The 15100-nt window shown below is 67.7% G+C and carries 13 protein-coding genes; 3 read left to right on the top strand and 10 right to left on the bottom strand.

Annotated features, from left to right (window positions below; all coding sequences use genetic code 11):
* The first annotated feature begins 10 nt into the window (after positions 1 to 10).
* Entirely contained in the window at positions 11 to 673 is a 663-nt protein-coding gene (locus ACLJQ7_RS07250) for a DUF1707 domain-containing protein (protein WP_410647355.1), read from the top strand.
* Here the strand turns inward: ACLJQ7_RS07250 and ACLJQ7_RS07245 are convergent.
* The 7 genes from ACLJQ7_RS07245 to ACLJQ7_RS07215 form a co-directional block, all read right to left on the bottom strand.
* The gene (locus ACLJQ7_RS07245) at positions 670 to 2073 is read right to left on the bottom strand and encodes an MFS transporter (protein WP_410647354.1); all 1404 of its coding nucleotides are present in this window, start codon (positions 2071 to 2073) and stop codon (positions 670 to 672) included. The genes ACLJQ7_RS07250 and ACLJQ7_RS07245 overlap by 4 nt on opposite strands.
* Before the next feature lie 104 nt (positions 2074 to 2177).
* Positions 2178 to 3812, bottom strand: a complete 1635-nt coding sequence (gene ptsP, locus ACLJQ7_RS07240) for a phosphoenolpyruvate--protein phosphotransferase (protein WP_410647353.1) — start codon at positions 3810 to 3812, stop codon at positions 2178 to 2180.
* A gap of 68 nt (positions 3813 to 3880) precedes the next feature.
* A complete protein-coding gene (locus ACLJQ7_RS07235; protein WP_410647352.1) occupies positions 3881 to 4741 on the bottom strand; it encodes a ribokinase in 861 nt (286 codons plus the stop codon).
* Between the two features lie 327 nt (positions 4742 to 5068).
* Complete coding sequence (locus ACLJQ7_RS07230) at positions 5069 to 6745, bottom strand: DUF6346 domain-containing protein (protein WP_410647351.1); 1677 nt, start codon at positions 6743 to 6745, stop codon at positions 5069 to 5071.
* Positions 6745 to 7821 (bottom strand): WXG100 family type VII secretion target, encoded by a 1077-nt coding sequence (locus tag ACLJQ7_RS07225; RefSeq protein WP_410647350.1) that lies wholly within the window; start codon positions 7819 to 7821, stop codon positions 6745 to 6747. The genes ACLJQ7_RS07230 and ACLJQ7_RS07225 overlap by 1 nt, the downstream gene beginning before the upstream one ends.
* Positions 7814 to 8155, bottom strand: coding sequence for a hypothetical protein (locus ACLJQ7_RS07220; protein WP_410647349.1), 342 nt, complete (start codon positions 8153 to 8155; stop codon positions 7814 to 7816). The genes ACLJQ7_RS07225 and ACLJQ7_RS07220 overlap by 8 nt, the downstream gene beginning before the upstream one ends.
* A 24-nt stretch (positions 8156 to 8179) precedes the next feature.
* The gene (locus ACLJQ7_RS07215; protein ID WP_410647348.1) at positions 8180 to 8728 is read right to left on the bottom strand and encodes a YbaB/EbfC family nucleoid-associated protein; all 549 of its coding nucleotides are present in this window, start codon (positions 8726 to 8728) and stop codon (positions 8180 to 8182) included.
* Between the two features lie 190 nt (positions 8729 to 8918).
* Here ACLJQ7_RS07215 and ACLJQ7_RS07210 point away from each other — a divergent pair, with 190 nt between their 5' ends.
* Entirely contained in the window at positions 8919 to 9302 is a 384-nt protein-coding gene (locus ACLJQ7_RS07210) for a hypothetical protein (RefSeq protein ID WP_410647347.1), read from the top strand.
* Positions 9303 to 9319: 17 nt separating this feature from the next.
* Positions 9320 to 10039, top strand: a complete 720-nt coding sequence (locus ACLJQ7_RS07205) for a TetR/AcrR family transcriptional regulator (RefSeq protein WP_410647346.1) — start codon at positions 9320 to 9322, stop codon at positions 10037 to 10039.
* Position 10040: 1 nt separating this feature from the next.
* On the opposite strand, the gene ACLJQ7_RS07200 is transcribed toward ACLJQ7_RS07205, so the two are convergent.
* The 3 genes from ACLJQ7_RS07200 to ACLJQ7_RS07190 all read right to left on the bottom strand — a co-directional run bounded on the left by ACLJQ7_RS07200 (position 10041) and on the right by ACLJQ7_RS07190 (position 15036).
* Positions 10041 to 10778: a 3-oxoacyl-ACP reductase family protein gene (locus ACLJQ7_RS07200; protein ID WP_410647345.1), complete on the bottom strand. Its 738-nt coding sequence runs from the start codon at positions 10776 to 10778 to the stop codon at positions 10041 to 10043.
* Positions 10779 to 10867: 89 nt separating this feature from the next.
* On the bottom strand, positions 10868 to 13714 hold the full coding sequence (gene leuS / locus ACLJQ7_RS07195; RefSeq protein ID WP_410647344.1) for a leucine--tRNA ligase: 2847 nt from the start codon (positions 13712 to 13714) through the stop codon (positions 10868 to 10870).
* Between the two features lie 170 nt (positions 13715 to 13884).
* Positions 13885 to 15036 (bottom strand): esterase-like activity of phytase family protein, encoded by a 1152-nt coding sequence (locus tag ACLJQ7_RS07190; RefSeq protein ID WP_410647343.1) that lies wholly within the window; start codon positions 15034 to 15036, stop codon positions 13885 to 13887.
* Between the last annotated feature and the right edge of the window lie 64 nt (positions 15037 to 15100).

The raw sequence follows: 15100 nt of genomic DNA, 5'->3' as shown, positions 1-15100 counted from the left end.
CATTCCTGGCATGGGCGAGGAAGAGCAGTCGACGACCGAGACCAAGCCGTTGACCGGACGGGACATCCGGGTCTCCGACGCGGAGCGCGAACACGTCGTCGAGGTGCTCCAGAAGGCGATCGGCCTCGGGATGCTGAACCTCGACGAGTTCACCGAGCGGACCGACCGCGCCCTCGCCTCGAAGACCCGCGGTGAGCTGAACGCGGTGCTCACCGATCTGCCCGGCCTGGTGCACCCCGAGGCGGGGATGGTGCCGCGTCAGCAGCAGAACCCGTGGGCGCCGCCCAGGCAGCACGCGTACGCGCAGTCTTCCGGACAGGTGATGGAGCTCAACGGCAAGTACTCGGCGTTGCAGCGCAACGGCAACTGGCTGGTCCCCGAGTCGATGGTGATCCGGAACAAGTACGGCGCCACGAAACTGGACTTCTCCCAGGCCGAGATCCGGTACCCGGTGGTGCACATCGAACTGCAGGCCAAATGGGGTCCGGTGGAAATCACCATTCCCGAGGACGGCGCCGTCGACACCAACTCGATCACCGACATCAAGTTCGGCAACCTCGACGACCGGACCCGGTCGAACGGCCGCCCCGGCACGCCCCGGTTCGTCATCACCGGGCGCGTGCACGGGGGGTCGCTGATCATCAAGTACCCGCGGCGGGGTTTCTTCGGCTAGATGTGGCGCAGGTGCCGGAGCACGAAGTACGCCACCGCGGCCAGCACCAGCGCCGCCAGCCCGGACACCGCGTGCATCCCGCTGGCGAACGCGTCGTGCGCGGGGACCGCGTCGGCGAGCCGTGACCGGGTGACCGCGTTGCCCAACGTCCCGACGGTCGCGATGCCCAGCGCGTAGCCGAACTCGTTGCCGGTCTGCGAAAGCGAGGCCGCCGAACCGGCCTTCTCCGGCGGCACGGAGCCGACGACCAGATCCGTGCCGAGGGTGATCAGCGGACCGCCGCACAGGCAGGTGATGGCGAAGGCGATCGACGGCACCACCGGACCGGCGCCCGCCTCGACCTGCGTCAGCAGCAGGAATCCGGCGATCGCGCCCGCCAGGCCGGTGGCGATCAGCGTCGCGGGGCGGACGCGGCGGGCCAGGATCGGCGCGCCGAGGAAGCTGACGGTCGAGGCGAGCATGCCCGGCAGCAACGCCAGCGCGGCGCCGACCGGCGAAAGCTCCAGCACGATCTGGAAGAACTGCGCGACGAAGAGCATGGTCGTGCCACCCAGCATGGTGAACGCGCACATCCCGCCGATCGCCGTCGTGAACGCGCGGGCGCGGAACAGCGTCAGGTCGATCAGCGGGTCCTGGAGGGTTCGCTGGCGCCGCACGAACACCACGCCGAAGCCGAGACCGATCAGGAGCGCGGCCACCGGGATCACGTGGACGCCGTCACGAGCGAGTTCCTTGATGCCGTAGACCACGGGAAGGATCGTGACCAGCGAAAGCGCGACACTCGGCAGGTCGACGCGGCCGGCGTTCTCGTTGCGGTACTCGGGCAGCAGCTTCGGGCCGACGACGAGCAGCAGGACCATCGCCGGGACGCCGAGCAGGAACACCGAACCCCACCAGAAGTGCTCCAGCATCACGCCACCGACCATCGGTCCGACGATCGCGCCGACGGTGAAGCAACCCGCCCAGATGCCGATCGCGAGCGACCGCTGGCGGCTGTCGGTGAACAGGTTGCTGATCAGGGCGAGCGTCGACGGTGCGAGCGTCGCACCGGCGATCCCGAGCAGCGCGCGGGCGGCGATGAGCATCAGCGCCGTGGTCGAGAACGCGGCCAGCACGGAAGCCAGCCCGAACGCTGTAGCGCCGATGAGCAGCAGTTTCCGGCGACCGATGCGGCCGCCGAGGGTGCCCATGGTGACCATGAACCCGGCGATCATGAAGCCGTAGACGTCCATGATCCACAGCTGCTGAGTGCTGTCGGCGCCGAGGCTCAGGCTGAGCTTCGGCAGCGCGAGGATCAGCACGAAGACGTCGAGGGAGACCAGGAAGGTGGGGAGGGCCAGCACGGCCAGCCCGACCCATTCCCGGCGTCCCGCCCGCGTGGGGGTCATGGTGGTCGTCATGGTCCGGTCCTTTCGTCGCTTCGGTGTCTTTCACCTAGGCGTCGAAGCGGTGGACCGGATTTCGACATGCCCCCTGATCCTTTTCGGGGAGCGGGGGACCTTTGCTACCGCTCGGCGGCGGCCTGCCTCGCGGACACCGGGTCCGACGTGGCCAAGACCGCGTCGGCCAGTGCCTCGCATTCGGCCAGCGTCGTCGCCGCCAAGCTCGCACCGACGGCGCGCACGGCGGGCGCGTTCATCGAAAGGCTGGTCAAGCCCAGCCCGGCCAGCACCAGCGCGAGCCTCGGGTCGGCGGCTGCCTCACCGCAGACACCGGCGGGCTTGCCGGAGTCCTTCGCGGCCTGGCCGATGACCTTCAGCAGCCGCAGCAGCCCGGGCTGCCACGGGTCGTTGAGCTTGGCGACCGCGCCGAGCTGGCGATCCGCGGCGAAGGTGTACTGCGCGAGGTCGTTGGTGCCGACGGAGACGAAGTCGACCGCGTCGAGGATCTCGCGGGCGGTCAGCGCGGCGGCCGGGATCTCGATCATCACCCCCACGCGGGCGATTCCGGCGGCGCGGGCGCGCTCGGCGAACCAGGCGGCCTCGGCGGCGGTGGCGACCATCGGAGCCATCACCGAAACCTCGGCGCCGGAGTCCTGCGCGGCACCCGCGATGGCTTCGAGCTGGCGGTCGAGGATCTCGGGGCGGTCGAAAGCGACGCGAAGCCCGCGTACGCCGAGCGCCGGGTTCGGCTCGTCTTCGGGATCCAGGAACGCGAGAGGCTTGTCGGCGCCCGCGTCGAGCGTGCGGACAATGACCGGCTTGCCGCGGAACGGCGTGAGCACGGCGGTGTAGGCCTTGCGCTGCTCTTCGACGCTCGGCTCGGCGGACGCGTCGAGATAGCAGAACTCGGTGCGGAAGAGGCCGACACCTTCCGCACCCGCTTCGGCCGTGGCCTGGGCGTCGGTGGCGGAACCGACGTTGCCGAGCACCTTCACGCGGTGACCGTCGGCGGTCGCGCCGGTGCCGTCCCACTCGATCGCGCCGGTCTTGGCGGCCGTGACGACCTCGGCGGTCGGGTCCGCGACCTCGACGACGCCGGTGTCGCCGTCCACCGCAAGCGCTTGCGCGTCGAGCGCGAGGACGCCTCGGACCGCGACGACGGCGGGAATGCCGAGCGCGCGGGCGAGGATCGCGGTGTGGCTGGTGGGGCCGCCCTCTTCGGTGACGAGCGCGAGCACCTTGTCCGGGTCGAGGCCCGCGGTGTCGGCGGGCGCGAGGTCGCGGGCGACGAGCACGCTGGGCGAGTCCAGGTCGGGAACGCCGGGAGGGGCGATGCCGAGCAGTTCGGCGATGAGCCGGTCGCGCACGTCGAGGACGTCGCGGGCCCGCTCGGCCATGTAGCCGCCCGCGGCCGCGAGCGCGTCGGCGAACTTGCCCGCGGCCTGGTGCACCGCACGCGGCGCGGGCAGAGCCTTGTCCTTGACCAGTTGCTCCGCGGAGGAGACGAGCGCCGGGTCGGCCGCCATCGCCGCGGTGGTGATGAGGATCGTCGCGGCCTCACCAGTCGCCGTCTCGGCGAGCTTTTCGAGCCTGCCCGCCACGATCTGCGCGGCCGGGGCGATCCGGCCGGCCTCGGCGGCGGGATCGGCCGGTGCCGGCGTGCTCGCCGGTTCACCGAGCGGCTCGGCGACCCGGACGACAGGACCGCTCGCGCGGCCGGGACTGACGGCGACCCCGGACAGTGACTCAGACGGCATGGTCTAGACCATATCTCATAGGCGTCGTGACCTGGCTCATAGCCACCAGCAGAACACAGAAGAGGACATCATTCCAGTTCGGACGCCGTCGGATACGAGGGCTGAGCACCCTGGCGGGTCACGGTGATCGCCGCCACCTTCACCGCCTTGCGCGCAGCGTCGGCCAGCCCGTCGCCTTTCGCGAGCGAGGTGGCGAGCGCCCCGGCGAAAGCGTCACCGGCACCCGTCGTGTCGACGGCCTCGACCTTCGGCGACGGCACCTCCGTCACCCCTTCCGCGGTCACCACCGCCGCGCCCTTCGCGCCGAGCGTCACGACCGCGGCCTTCGGACCGAGTTCGAGCAGCTTGGGGAAGTCCGCCTCGCCACCGAGCAGGAAGGCCGCCTCGTGCTCGTTGACCAACAGCACGTCGAGGCCCTTCAGGGTCTTCGCCGAAAGCTCGGCCGCCGGCGACAGGTTCAGCAGCGTTTTCACGCCGCTTTCGACGGCTTTCGCGACGGCGTGCTCGACGGTTTCGAGCGGGATCTCCAGCGACAACACCACGACCTCGGCACCGTCGAGGTCGACATCCTCGGGCCGCAGGGCAGAGTTGGCGCCGGGTGAAACGAGGATCGAGTTCTCGCCGTCGGGCGTGACCGTGATGTACGCGATCCCCGTCGGACGCTCGCTCGTGCGCAGCGAGTCCGTGTTCACCCCGGACTCGGCCAGCGACCGCTTGAGCAGCTCGCCGTACGGATCGTCGCCGACCGCCCCGAGCAACGCGACGTCGGCGCCGAGCCTGGCCGCGGCGACCGCGGTGTTGGCGCCCTTGCCACCCGGCGACAAGACCGTGTCGCCACCCAGTACGGTTTCGCCACCACCTGGCCGGCGGTCGACCGGGACGACGAGATCGGCATTGGCGGACCCGATGACCAGCACCTGAGAAGTCATGGAGGAAACGATGCCATGACCAGCAGTTGTCCGGTCATGACCCTTCTCCCGGCGAAGATGTGAAGAACTTTGTAACTTTCTCGGCGCGTAGTGCGACAATCAGGCGAGCAGCGGAACGCCGTCACTCTTTCGGGGGATAACCTTCCCCCGGGCGTCACTTCGGCGATCACGCCCGCTCTTGAGATGCGTTGCCGCTTCCAAGCGGTGACGTTGCCCCGATCCCGGCCGGTGCCGGGAAGAGGGCATCGGGTCGCCGGCGTCGATCACGTAGCCCCCCGAGTGATCGGCGCCGGCGGCGCCCCGGCTTCAGACCGGCGTTCGCCCTGGTTAATCGAGCAACACATCGCCCGCGAAGGCGGATCTTGCTTTCAGCGTCTCATTCAGCCGCGCTGCGGCGGCTGTCGTGATCTTCTCCGCGAGAACCGACCGGACACCATCGGTCCTTACCGAAACCCTGACGTACCTCCGGCAGCGCTCCGATGGAACGCGCTCGAACCGGATGTGCTGGAGGTTCGAAAGCAGCACATCGACCGGTGGAATCTCACGCGGTACGACATGTCTTGGAGGCGTGTCGCGCTCGAACCAAGTCAGAGAATCTTCGTCCACCTCGAGAAAACCGGGCGTTCCCCGGAATCGAGTCTTGTGGAGAACGACCCCCCAGGCCACCGTCGCGAGAACGACTACAGGCGACACCCAGAGGGGCACGGCATCAGCGGATTGCCGAAGGACGAACAGCAAGACGATCAGCGCGTAGAGCCCGGCGAAACCAAGAATTCTCGCTCCTGGCATCCGGCCTGACCGGATCCTGACCGGCTCGTCCGCTCGCAAGGTTTCGGTATCCACCCTCTGTGTGGCGGATACCCCGTCCTTCCATCGCACCAGACGCGACCCGGAACTTCTGCCGGGCCCGAAACCACTGCGCGAAAGTTCGCGCGAGCGCCAATGCACCAAGCCAGGGCGGAAACCTTCGATCGCTTCCGACGCCGACTCCGCCTCTTCCCTCGCGATTTCAGGAGTCAGGAGGACACCATGTTTCGAGGGCCGTCTGTACTCGTCGAGAAGCTTCTCCCTCGACGCCTCGTCGGCCAAGGCCAGGTGGACGCTGATCCGTCCTGGACGTGCGCGTTCGTCGAACACGACAGAACGCAGGTCCTCCCACGGCAACACCAATGCTTCCGACGAATCGTCCTGCTGCCTGATCCCCGCTTCCGCGAGTTCGATCGTCTGTACATCGCCGGGTTTGTCCGGCGCGAAAGCCCACCAAGCCGCAGCGGCGGTAAAGCCGATTCCGAGCAGCACGATCGACAGGCCCGCGGCGAATCCCCAAAGATCGCCGCTCAGGCGGCCGTGGACGTAGAACATCCACACGCCGATCAACAGTGAGAAAAGGCCGCTGAAGCCCAGCACGGTGGCTCCGGTGGGAGAGCGGCGCTTCGGCTTCGGAGGAGCCTTGAGTCGGATGCTGACCTGCTGCTCCTCCTCCCGCGAGGCAACGGTTTCGGGTGCTTTTCGACGCAGGAGCCGGGCGAACACCCACAAGACGGAGACGAGCAGTGGAATCAAGGCAGCCAGTACCGCGAGGAAGTCGACCACCAGGATCACCAGTCCGGCCACATGCAGCAGGCGATAGGGATGTGCGACGTCGCGGTGCCAGTGGTCACCATTTCGCTGAACGCCGACCACATTCGTCCCATCGGCCGGTGTCAGTTCGTCGGGGTCGAACTTGACGACGCCGATCGAGTGGCCGTTCACCGTGACCTCGGCATCACACTCCCAGAAGTAGCCGAAGCCTTCAGAGGAAACGGGACCTCGGCGATCGCAGATCTTGATCACTGCCGAAGCGTTGTCGACCACCGTCGGTCCGGTGTTGTTCTCCGGCGTACCCGCCAAGCGGAACATCGTCAGGCAGACGAAGAAGAGCAAAGGCCCGATTACCAGTGCGGTCGCCACCGCCGCGGCGAGCGCACCCGCGCCGATCGCCTCTGTCCGGCTTCCCTTCCTCATTACAACGAACCGGAGATGCGCTGCTCACCAGGCTGGTCGAATACCGGCTCGACGCCGTCCTTGCGAACCGGCGAAGCAGCCGTCCTTCCGCCACCGCTGCCGACCACTCCACTGTCCTTGGGCTCGATGGTGGTGTTCGTCTTGTCGCGCTGTTTATCCAGGTCGCTCTGGTTGTTGTCACTGCCGACACCGACGTCGAGAACGCCTTTCACGGCTTCCTTGATCGCCGCGCCACCGAGATCCGGGACGACCTCCTTGGCCATGTGGCTGAGCCCCTGACCAACGCCCTTCGCGTACTTGCCGAACCCCTTCGCGATGGATTCCAGCGCCTCGCCCAGGAGTCTGAGAATGCTCTTGGCATTCGAGAAGGCCTTCATCAGGCGCTGAACCTGCCCCATCGCCTTCCGTGCCTGCTTCACGGCGAACGGAACGCCTTCACCGGCAAGTGCTCCGGGATAACCGGGCGGCGGGTACCTGAGCAGAATGAAAATGATCTTGGCGAGGGTATCGGTGATGAGGTCCCGGATGAGTGTGCGGACGACGTCGAGGATCGTCTTGCAGATCTCCACGACGGCGCCCGCGTTGCTCGCGGCGTCGGAAAGCGCACGATAGGTGTCCAGCTGCTCCTGGACGTACTCGCGGTACCGGTCTGCCACCTGCCCGGTCCAGTCCATGGTGTTCTTGCGGACCTCGTCCGTGAGTTCCTCCGCCATCTTCTGGACGTCTTTGCTGATGGTGGTCCACTTCTGCGCTTCGAGATCCAGCGCGTCCTGATCACCGGTGACGTAGTCGAGCGGTTCCTTCAGAAAGTCGACATGTTCGATGACCCACCCGAATCCCCAGCTCAGAAGAGACTCGAACGGGTTGCCGCCGGCGGCGATCATGCCGATGTCGACGCCCGCACTACCCAGACTGAGCAGGCCTTCCGTCCAGTCACCGTGGACGAGCTTCTCGATGCCGCCGATGGTGTCCTGAATCGCGCCCGCACCTTCCAGGGCGCTGTCGACGACGTACTTCTCCGAGTCCGTTTCCTTCGTCGCGTCCTGGATGATCTGGTTCGAACCCGGCTCAGCCATGCTTCACCTGTCCCGCACGGTTGACCAGATCCTGGGCGGATTCATCGTTGACCCGGCGCGCCTGAGCCCATGCTCGGACCGTGTCCACGTGGTGATTTCCGGCAGCGACAGCGGCCTTGAGAGCTTCGACTGCCTTGTCCGCGGCGGTGTTGCACCATGCGTCGAGCTGGACGAGGTCGCCGATCAGGCCGAAGTCCTCGGACTTGATCCGGCTCGTCTGGTCAGCGCTCAATGCGGTCTGAAGCAGCTCCAGAGTTTTCTCGACCTGCTTGGCGTGCTCGTCGATCCGGACCGGATCGACATTGAAGCCCTGCTTACCTTGTGGCTGCCCCATGATTTCCCTCCCTCAAGAACCCGCTCAGCGCAGGAAGTCGCCGCCGGTGAAGTAGTCGTCCTCGTGGTCCGTCTGCTGCCTGCGCGCGGCACGCGCTGGCGCGGGTGGAGCCGGAGGGGCGGGCGGCTTCGGAGCGGGAGGGGGCGGAGGAGCGTCGAGTTCGTCTTCGGCGACGAAGCGGTCGTCCTCGTCCGTCTCCTGGTGGCCGCCCTCGACAAAGCCGGTCGGTTCGGGTTCCGGGTATTCGTTGTGCAGCTGGTTGACCAGTTCGTTCATGGTCTCGGTGCCCGCGATGGACGGCACGCCGGTCTGCATCGCGCCCGCGAGTTTGCTCTGCGCGCTCTGGACAACGCGGAGGATCTCCTGCGCGAGCGCGGGGTTGTCCCGCACGGACGGGCCGATCTCCAGGCCGACGAGGTTCCCCGCGTGGTTGACCTTGACCGAGATCTGGCCGTCCTTGCTGCGTTCGGACACCGAGACGCTTTCGATCTCGGTGCGCATCTGATTCGCCTTCCGCTGGGCGTCGGCCAGTTTGGCCTCGAAATCAGCGAAGAGCTGCTCAGGGTTCGACACGCGAACCTCCCCTGTTCACGTCGTAGCCGTTCGGCGACCGAGTGTGGCATACCCGTCTGACATCGGGGAACGTTTGGCGCACATCCGCAGCCCGGTCGTGTGGATCACCACAGCGACCTCCGGTTTTCCCTACCCGATCCGACGGCTTACCCCATGTTTCCGCAGGTCAGGGCACCCTAGCGTGTCGGATATGACGATTTCGGACTGGAAACGCGCGGTCTACGCGCTTCTCGTGCTGCCGGGGTACCTCGGTGGCGCGAAGGTCCAGCGCGGGCTCGCGCGGCGCTGGGTCGGGCAGGAGGGCGGGGCTCGGCCGCGGTTCGTGGCGGCCTTCGGTCCGAGTGCGGTCGCGTTCCTGCTCGCGTTGCTGCTCTTCTATCTCGTCGTGCGCATCGCGACCTACGGGCTCTTCTGGGCCGGGAGCGACCCCGAGGGCACGTGGGGTGGGCCGACGCTGGTGGGCGCGTGGATCGTGCACTTCCTCATCGCCGCGGGGATGGCCGTTCCGATCTTCCTCGCGCTCCGGCCACTCACGAGGCTTCAGGCTCGCCTTCTGGGGTCATCCCCGTACTGACCACCTAGAATGCCCGGATGACCAACCCCAGCCGCAGGGGCCGCGAGCGGGCGGCGACCGATCAGGACATCCGCCGGACGGCGCGGGCGCTCTTGGTCGAGCAGGGTCCGGAGGCCGTCACCCTGCGGGCGATCGCGCGCGAACTCGGCATCACGGCGCCGGCGTTGTACCGCTACTACGGTTCCCGTGACGATCTGGTCGAGCATCTTCGCGCGGACGTCGTCGCGGATCTGGCGGCCGGGCTCGCCGAGGACATCGCGCAGCTGCCGGACGAGGGCGCGCTGCGGCTTTTCGCCATCTGCAAGGGGTTCCGGCGCTGGGCGCTCGCGCATACGAAGGAGTTCACGCTGGTCTTCGCGTCGCCGGCGGGCGACGACACGTTGAGCAGGCTGGACGAGCCGTTCGGGCGGATCTTCCTCGCGGCGGCGGGGCAGGTGCTCGCGACGCACGATCTGGTGACGCCGTCGAACGACGTGGTCCCCGTCGAGCTGCGCGACGATCTCACGTCCTTCCAAGAGGAACTGCTCACCGTGCTGAAAGAGTCCGGGGCGACGTTCCCGCTCGAAAAGCTCGACCTCGGCGTGACGTACCTGATGATCCAGTTCTGGGCCCGGCTCTACGGGCACGTCACGCTCGAGGTCTTCGGCAACTATCCGATCCCGTTCTCGAAACCGGACGTTCTCTTCGAGGCGATGCTGGCCGATCTCGCGCGCGAGATCGGCCTCACCACCGAGTGAGCTAGGCCGCGTGCCCGCCGTCGACCGAAACGGTCGCCGCGGTCACGTACTTGCTTTCCGGCCGCGCCAGGAACGACACGGTCGCGGCGACCTCCGACGGCGAACCGTAGCGGTCGAACACCGTCAGGCCACGCTGGTCGGCCGCGTACGGGCCGTCGGCCGGGTTCATGTCGGTGTCGGTCGGGCCGGGGTGGACGATGTTCACGGTGATACCGCGCGGCCCCAGTTCCCTGGCCAGTCCCTTGGTCAGGCCCAGCATCGCGGTCTTGCTCACCGCGTACAGCGACATCCCGGGGCCGGGCACGCGGTCCGAGACACAGCTGCCGATGGTGATCACGCGCCCGCCGTCGCCGAGGTGCCGGGCCGCGGCCTGCGTGGCCACATAGACGCCGCGGACGTTGACCGACAGCACACGGTCGATGTCGTCCAGGCTCGTCTGGTCGAGCGGGCCGACGAAGCCCACGCCCGCGTTGTTGACCAGCACGTCGAGCCTGCCGAACTCGGCGACCGCCGTGTCGACCGCGGAGACCAGAGCGGCGGCGTCGGCGCTGTCGGCCTGGATCGCCAGCGCACGACGACCGAGCGCCTTGACCTCGTCCACGACACCGGCCGCGAGCGCGGCGTTGTTCTGATAGGTGAGTGCGACGTCGGCGCCGTCCTCGGCGAGCCGGATCGCCGTGGCGGCACCGATCCCGCGGCTGCCGCCGGTCACCAAAGCCACCTTGCCGTCGAGGGTCATGGGGTGTTCTCCGTTCGATTTCGTTGTCCTTGAACAACTCCATCGAATCGCCTCATGACCCTCGACGCTGGCGGCAATCGGTCACGGCACTACAGCACGATGTTGACCAACCGTCCGGGCACGACGATCACCTTGCGCGGCGTGCCGTCGCCGACCAGCGCGGCGACCTTCTCGTCGGCCAGCGCGGCCGCCTGCACGGCGTCCTTGCCCGCGTCGGCGGGCACGGTGACCCGCGAGCGCACCTTGCCGTTGACCTGGATCGGGTACTCCACGGAGTCCTCGACCAGGTACTTCTCGTCGACCACCGGGAACGGCCCGTGCACCAGGGAATCCGCGTGGCCCAGCCGCTTCCACAGCTCCTCGGCCAGGTGCGGGGCCAGCGGCGCCAGCATCAGCACCAGCGGCTCCACCAGTTCGCGCGGTGTCGCCTCGGTGCCGCCGTAGGTCTTGGTGACGTAGTTGTTCAGCTCGATCAGCTTCGCGCCGGCCGTGTTGAACCGCAGTTCCGCGTAGTCCTCGCGAACCCCGGCGATCGCCTTGTGCAGCTGCTTGCGATCCTCATCCGTGGCGTCCACATTGGACACGCGCAGTTCGCCGGTCTCCTCGTCGACGACCAGGCGCCACAGCCGCTGCAGGAACCGCTGCGCGCCGACGACGTCCTTGGTGGCCCAAGGCCGCGAGACGTCCAGCGGGCCCATCGACATCTCGTAGAAGCGGAAGGTGTCGGCGCCGTAGTCGGTGGACATCTGGTCAGGCGTCACGACATTCTTCAGGCTCTTGCCCATCTTGCCGTATTCCTGCTTGACCTCTTCGTCGCCGAAGAAGAACTTGCCGTCCCGCTCCTCGACCTGGTCGGCCTGGACGTAGACGCCGCGTGCGTCCGTGTAGGCGTAAGCCTGGACGTAGCCCTGGTTGAACAGCTTCCGGTACGGCTCCTTGGACGACACGTGGCCCAGGTCGAACAGCACCTTGTGCCAGAACCGCGAGTACAGCAAGTGCAGCACCGCGTGCTCGACACCGCCGACGTACAGATCCGTGCCGCCGGGGTCGTCGACGCCGTGTTCGGCGGGACGCGGACCGACCCAGTAGGACTCGTTCTCCGGCGCGACGAACACGTCCGGATTGGTCGGGTCCAGATACCGCAGCTGGTACCAGCAGGAACCCGCCCAGTTCGGCATGGTGTTGATGTCGCGGCGGTAGGTCTTCTTGCCGTCGCCCAGGTCCAGTTCGACCTCGACCCAGTCGGTGGCGCGCGCCAGCGGCGAGGACGGCGTGCTGTCCCGGTCCTCCGGGTCGAAGGTCACCGGCGAGTAGTCGGCGACCTCGGGCAGTTCGACCGGCAGCATGCTGTCCGGCAGCGGGTAGACCTGGCCGTCCTCGTCGTAGACGACCGGGAACGGCTCGCCCCAGTAGCGCTGGCGCGAGAACAGCCAGTCGCGCAGCTTGTACTGGACGGTGCCGCGGCCGTGGCCGTGCTCCTCCAGCCAGCCGATCATCGTCTTCTTGGCCTCATCGACACCCATGCCGTCCAGGAACCCCGAATTGATCGCGGGCCCGTCGCCGGTGAACGCCTTGCCGTCGAAGCCTTCCGTCGGCTGAACCGTGCGGATGATCTCCAGGCCGAACTTCTCGGCGAACTCCCAGTCACGGGTGTCCTGGCCGGGGACCGCCATGATCGCGCCGGTGCCGTAGCCCATCAGGACGTAGTCGGCGACGAAGACCGGGATCTCCTTGCCGTCGGCCGGATTCACCGCGTAGGAGCCGGTGAAGACGCCGGTCTTCTCCTTGTTCTCCTGACGGTCCAATTCGGACTTCCGCGCCGCCGCCGCACGGTAGGCGGCGATCGCCTCGGCGGGCGTCGCCGCGTCACCGGTCCAGCGGGCGTCGACGCCTTCCGGCCAGGTGGCGGCGGTCAGCTCGTCGACCAGCGCGTGCTCGGGCGCGACCACCAGGTACGTGGCACCGAACAGGGTGTCGGGGCGGGTGGTGAAGACCTCGATCTTCCGCGCGCCCGCCTCGAACGACACGCGCGCACCGTGCGAGCGGCCGATCCAGTTGCGCTGCATGGACTTGACCTTCTCGGGCCAGTCCAGCAGGTCCAGGTCGTCGACCAGCCGGTCGGCGTACGCGGTGATCCGCATCATCCACTGGCGCAGGTTGCGGCGGAAGACCGGGAAGTTGCCGCGCTCACTGCGGCCGTCGGAGGTGACCTCTTCGTTCGACAGCACCGTGCCCAGGCCGGGGCACCAGTTCACCGGCGCCTCGGACAGGTAGACCAGGCGATGCGAGTCGATGATCTTCAGCTGCTCGGCGCGGGTCAGCTCGCACCAGTTGCGACCATCGGGCGTACGACGTTTGTCCTGCGCGTATTCGGTCTCCAGCTCGACGATCGGCCGGGCCTTGCCCGCCTTCTCGTCGTACCAGGAGTTGTAGATCTGCAGGAAGATCCACTGGGTCCACCTGTAGTAGTCCGGGTCGATCGTCGAGATCCGGCGACGCTCGTCGTGCCCCAGGCCCAGGCGCCGGATCTGGCGCAGGTAGGTCTCCATGTTCTCTTCGGTCGTCTTGCGCGGGTGCTGCCCCGTCTGCACCGCGTACTGCTCGGCGGGCAGACCGAAGGCGTCGAAGCCCATCGTGTGCAGCACGTTCCGGCCGATCATGCGGTGATACCGCGCGAAGACGTCGGTCGCGATGAAGCCCAGCGGGTGCCCGACGTGCAGGCCGGCGCCCGACGGGTACGGGAACATGTCCTGGACGAACAGCTTGTCCGACGGGACTTCTCCGCTCTCGTCCGCGAGCGGGCCCACCGGGTTCGGTGCGTGGTAGGTGCCGTGGTCGGACCAGTAGTCCTGCCAGCGCTGCTCGATCTGGCCCGCCAGCTCCGCGGTGTAACGGTGCTGAGGTGCCGCGTCGGCGCCTTCGCTCGCCTGGTTCATCGCCGAATTCCTCCGTGCTCATCCACGTCAAGCCACTCCAGAAACAACTCGACCCCTCAGCCCGGAGGGCATGAGGGGTCGCCGCGCTGGTCCCGGCCGTTCGGCCGAGCTCAGCGCGGCAGGCTAAGGAGCAGCCGAGCCGTGTTCATGGGTTCAGTTTAACGCGCTGGTCAAAGCCGTTCCGAGGGGACCGCCAGAGCGATGAACTGGGTGACCTGGGTCGCGGAGAAGTTGTTGTCGCTGACCAGCACCAGGCTGCGCTCGCCGTTCGGGAGCCGCGGCCCCCAGGTCATCCCCTCGACGTTGTCCACAGTGGACAGCTTGAAGTCCGCCAGGTCCGCGAGCAGGCGCTTCTTGACCGGCTTGACCTTCTTCGCGTCGGCCAGCGAGGGCGTGTTCAGGATGTTCGTGGCGCCCTTGGTGTCGATCTCGTAGACGCGCACCTTGTTGCCGACGCCGGTGACGAACGAACGCTCCATCACCAGGTAGCGCGTCGGATCGGCCTGGTCGACGGCCAGCAGCGACGAGACACCCGTGGTCGCGAAGGCGCCGGGCGGGTTCGGCGCCGCGAAGACCTTCTCCTGCGGGTACGCGTACTGCGCGAGGACCGGCCCGAACCTCGACTGAAGGGTGATGCGCGAAAGGGCACCCGACGTGGTGTTCGCCTCCGGGCCGTCCTGCAGCAGCGGCCCCTCGGCCGAGCTGGCGACCAGCGACCCGAAGCCCGCGTACGTGAGGCCTTCGAGGGCGAGGTTCTGCCGCGGCCCCGTCGTCTCGGACATCTTCTCGTTGGCGGGAATCGGCAGGTCACGGACGTAGGCGCCGTCGCGCTTCGCCTCGCGGATCGACGGGTCGATCCGCGCCGCCGCCGACCGCTCGCCCTCCTGGGACCAGACGTACCGGCCCGTCCAGGGGTCGACACGCAGCTCTTCGGGGTCGATGGTCTGCATGTTCGGCGGCTGCGCGGGGTCGTTCTTCGCGAGCGGCGGGTACGTCGTGCCGTCGGGACGCAGGAGCGGCTTGGTGCCGGTGAAGGTGACCGGGCCGAGTCCCTTGGCGTCGAGGGAGAACTTCGCCGTGTAGAACCGCGCCGGGTTGAGGGCGGAGCGGTCGTCGCAGATCAGCGCGTACTCGCCGGTGCGGGGGTCGAAATCGATGCTGGACAGGCCGCCGACGACGGTGCCCTCGTAGGGCAGGGCGTTCGGGACGATCTGTTCCCCGATCAGGCGAAGCGGACGGTGACCCGCTTCGGCGGCCGGTGCGGCCATCAGGGTGAGGGGAACGGCCCCGATCAGGGCAGTGGCTAAAACTCGGCGTGACATGGCCTGTAGCACAGTCGATCAGGGTATCCGGCAGGTTGCCGGAACGTCACGCTTATCCTCGTGG

Source organism: Amycolatopsis sp. cmx-4-54, assembly GCF_046548895.1.
Taxonomy (GTDB): Bacteria; Actinomycetota; Actinomycetes; order Mycobacteriales; family Pseudonocardiaceae; genus Amycolatopsis.
This window is presented reverse-complemented; position numbering and strand designations above follow the sequence as displayed.

Excerpts from the sequence above, each read along its gene's own strand:
- ACLJQ7_RS07250 (WP_410647355.1), top strand. The coding sequence starts at position 11 with ATGGGCGAGGAAGAGCAGTCGACGACCGAGACCAAGCCGTTGACCGGA.
- ACLJQ7_RS07245 (WP_410647354.1), bottom strand. The coding sequence starts at position 2,073 with ATGACGACCACCATGACCCCCACGCGGGCGGGACGCCGGGAATGGGTC.
- ptsP (WP_410647353.1), bottom strand. The coding sequence starts at position 3,812 with ATGCCGTCTGAGTCACTGTCCGGGGTCGCCGTCAGTCCCGGCCGCGCG.
- ACLJQ7_RS07235 (WP_410647352.1), bottom strand. The coding sequence starts at position 4,741 with ATGACTTCTCAGGTGCTGGTCATCGGGTCCGCCAATGCCGATCTCGTC.
- ACLJQ7_RS07230 (WP_410647351.1), bottom strand. The coding sequence starts at position 6,745 with ATGAGGAAGGGAAGCCGGACAGAGGCGATCGGCGCGGGTGCGCTCGCC.
- ACLJQ7_RS07225 (WP_410647350.1), bottom strand. The coding sequence starts at position 7,821 with ATGGCTGAGCCGGGTTCGAACCAGATCATCCAGGACGCGACGAAGGAA.
- ACLJQ7_RS07220 (WP_410647349.1), bottom strand. The coding sequence starts at position 8,155 with ATGGGGCAGCCACAAGGTAAGCAGGGCTTCAATGTCGATCCGGTCCGG.
- ACLJQ7_RS07210 (WP_410647347.1), top strand. The coding sequence starts at position 8,919 with ATGACGATTTCGGACTGGAAACGCGCGGTCTACGCGCTTCTCGTGCTG.
- ACLJQ7_RS07205 (WP_410647346.1), top strand. The coding sequence starts at position 9,320 with ATGACCAACCCCAGCCGCAGGGGCCGCGAGCGGGCGGCGACCGATCAG.
- ACLJQ7_RS07200 (WP_410647345.1), bottom strand. The coding sequence starts at position 10,778 with ATGACCCTCGACGGCAAGGTGGCTTTGGTGACCGGCGGCAGCCGCGGG.
- leuS (WP_410647344.1), bottom strand. The coding sequence starts at position 13,714 with ATGAACCAGGCGAGCGAAGGCGCCGACGCGGCACCTCAGCACCGTTAC.
- ACLJQ7_RS07190 (WP_410647343.1), bottom strand. The coding sequence starts at position 15,036 with ATGTCACGCCGAGTTTTAGCCACTGCCCTGATCGGGGCCGTTCCCCTC.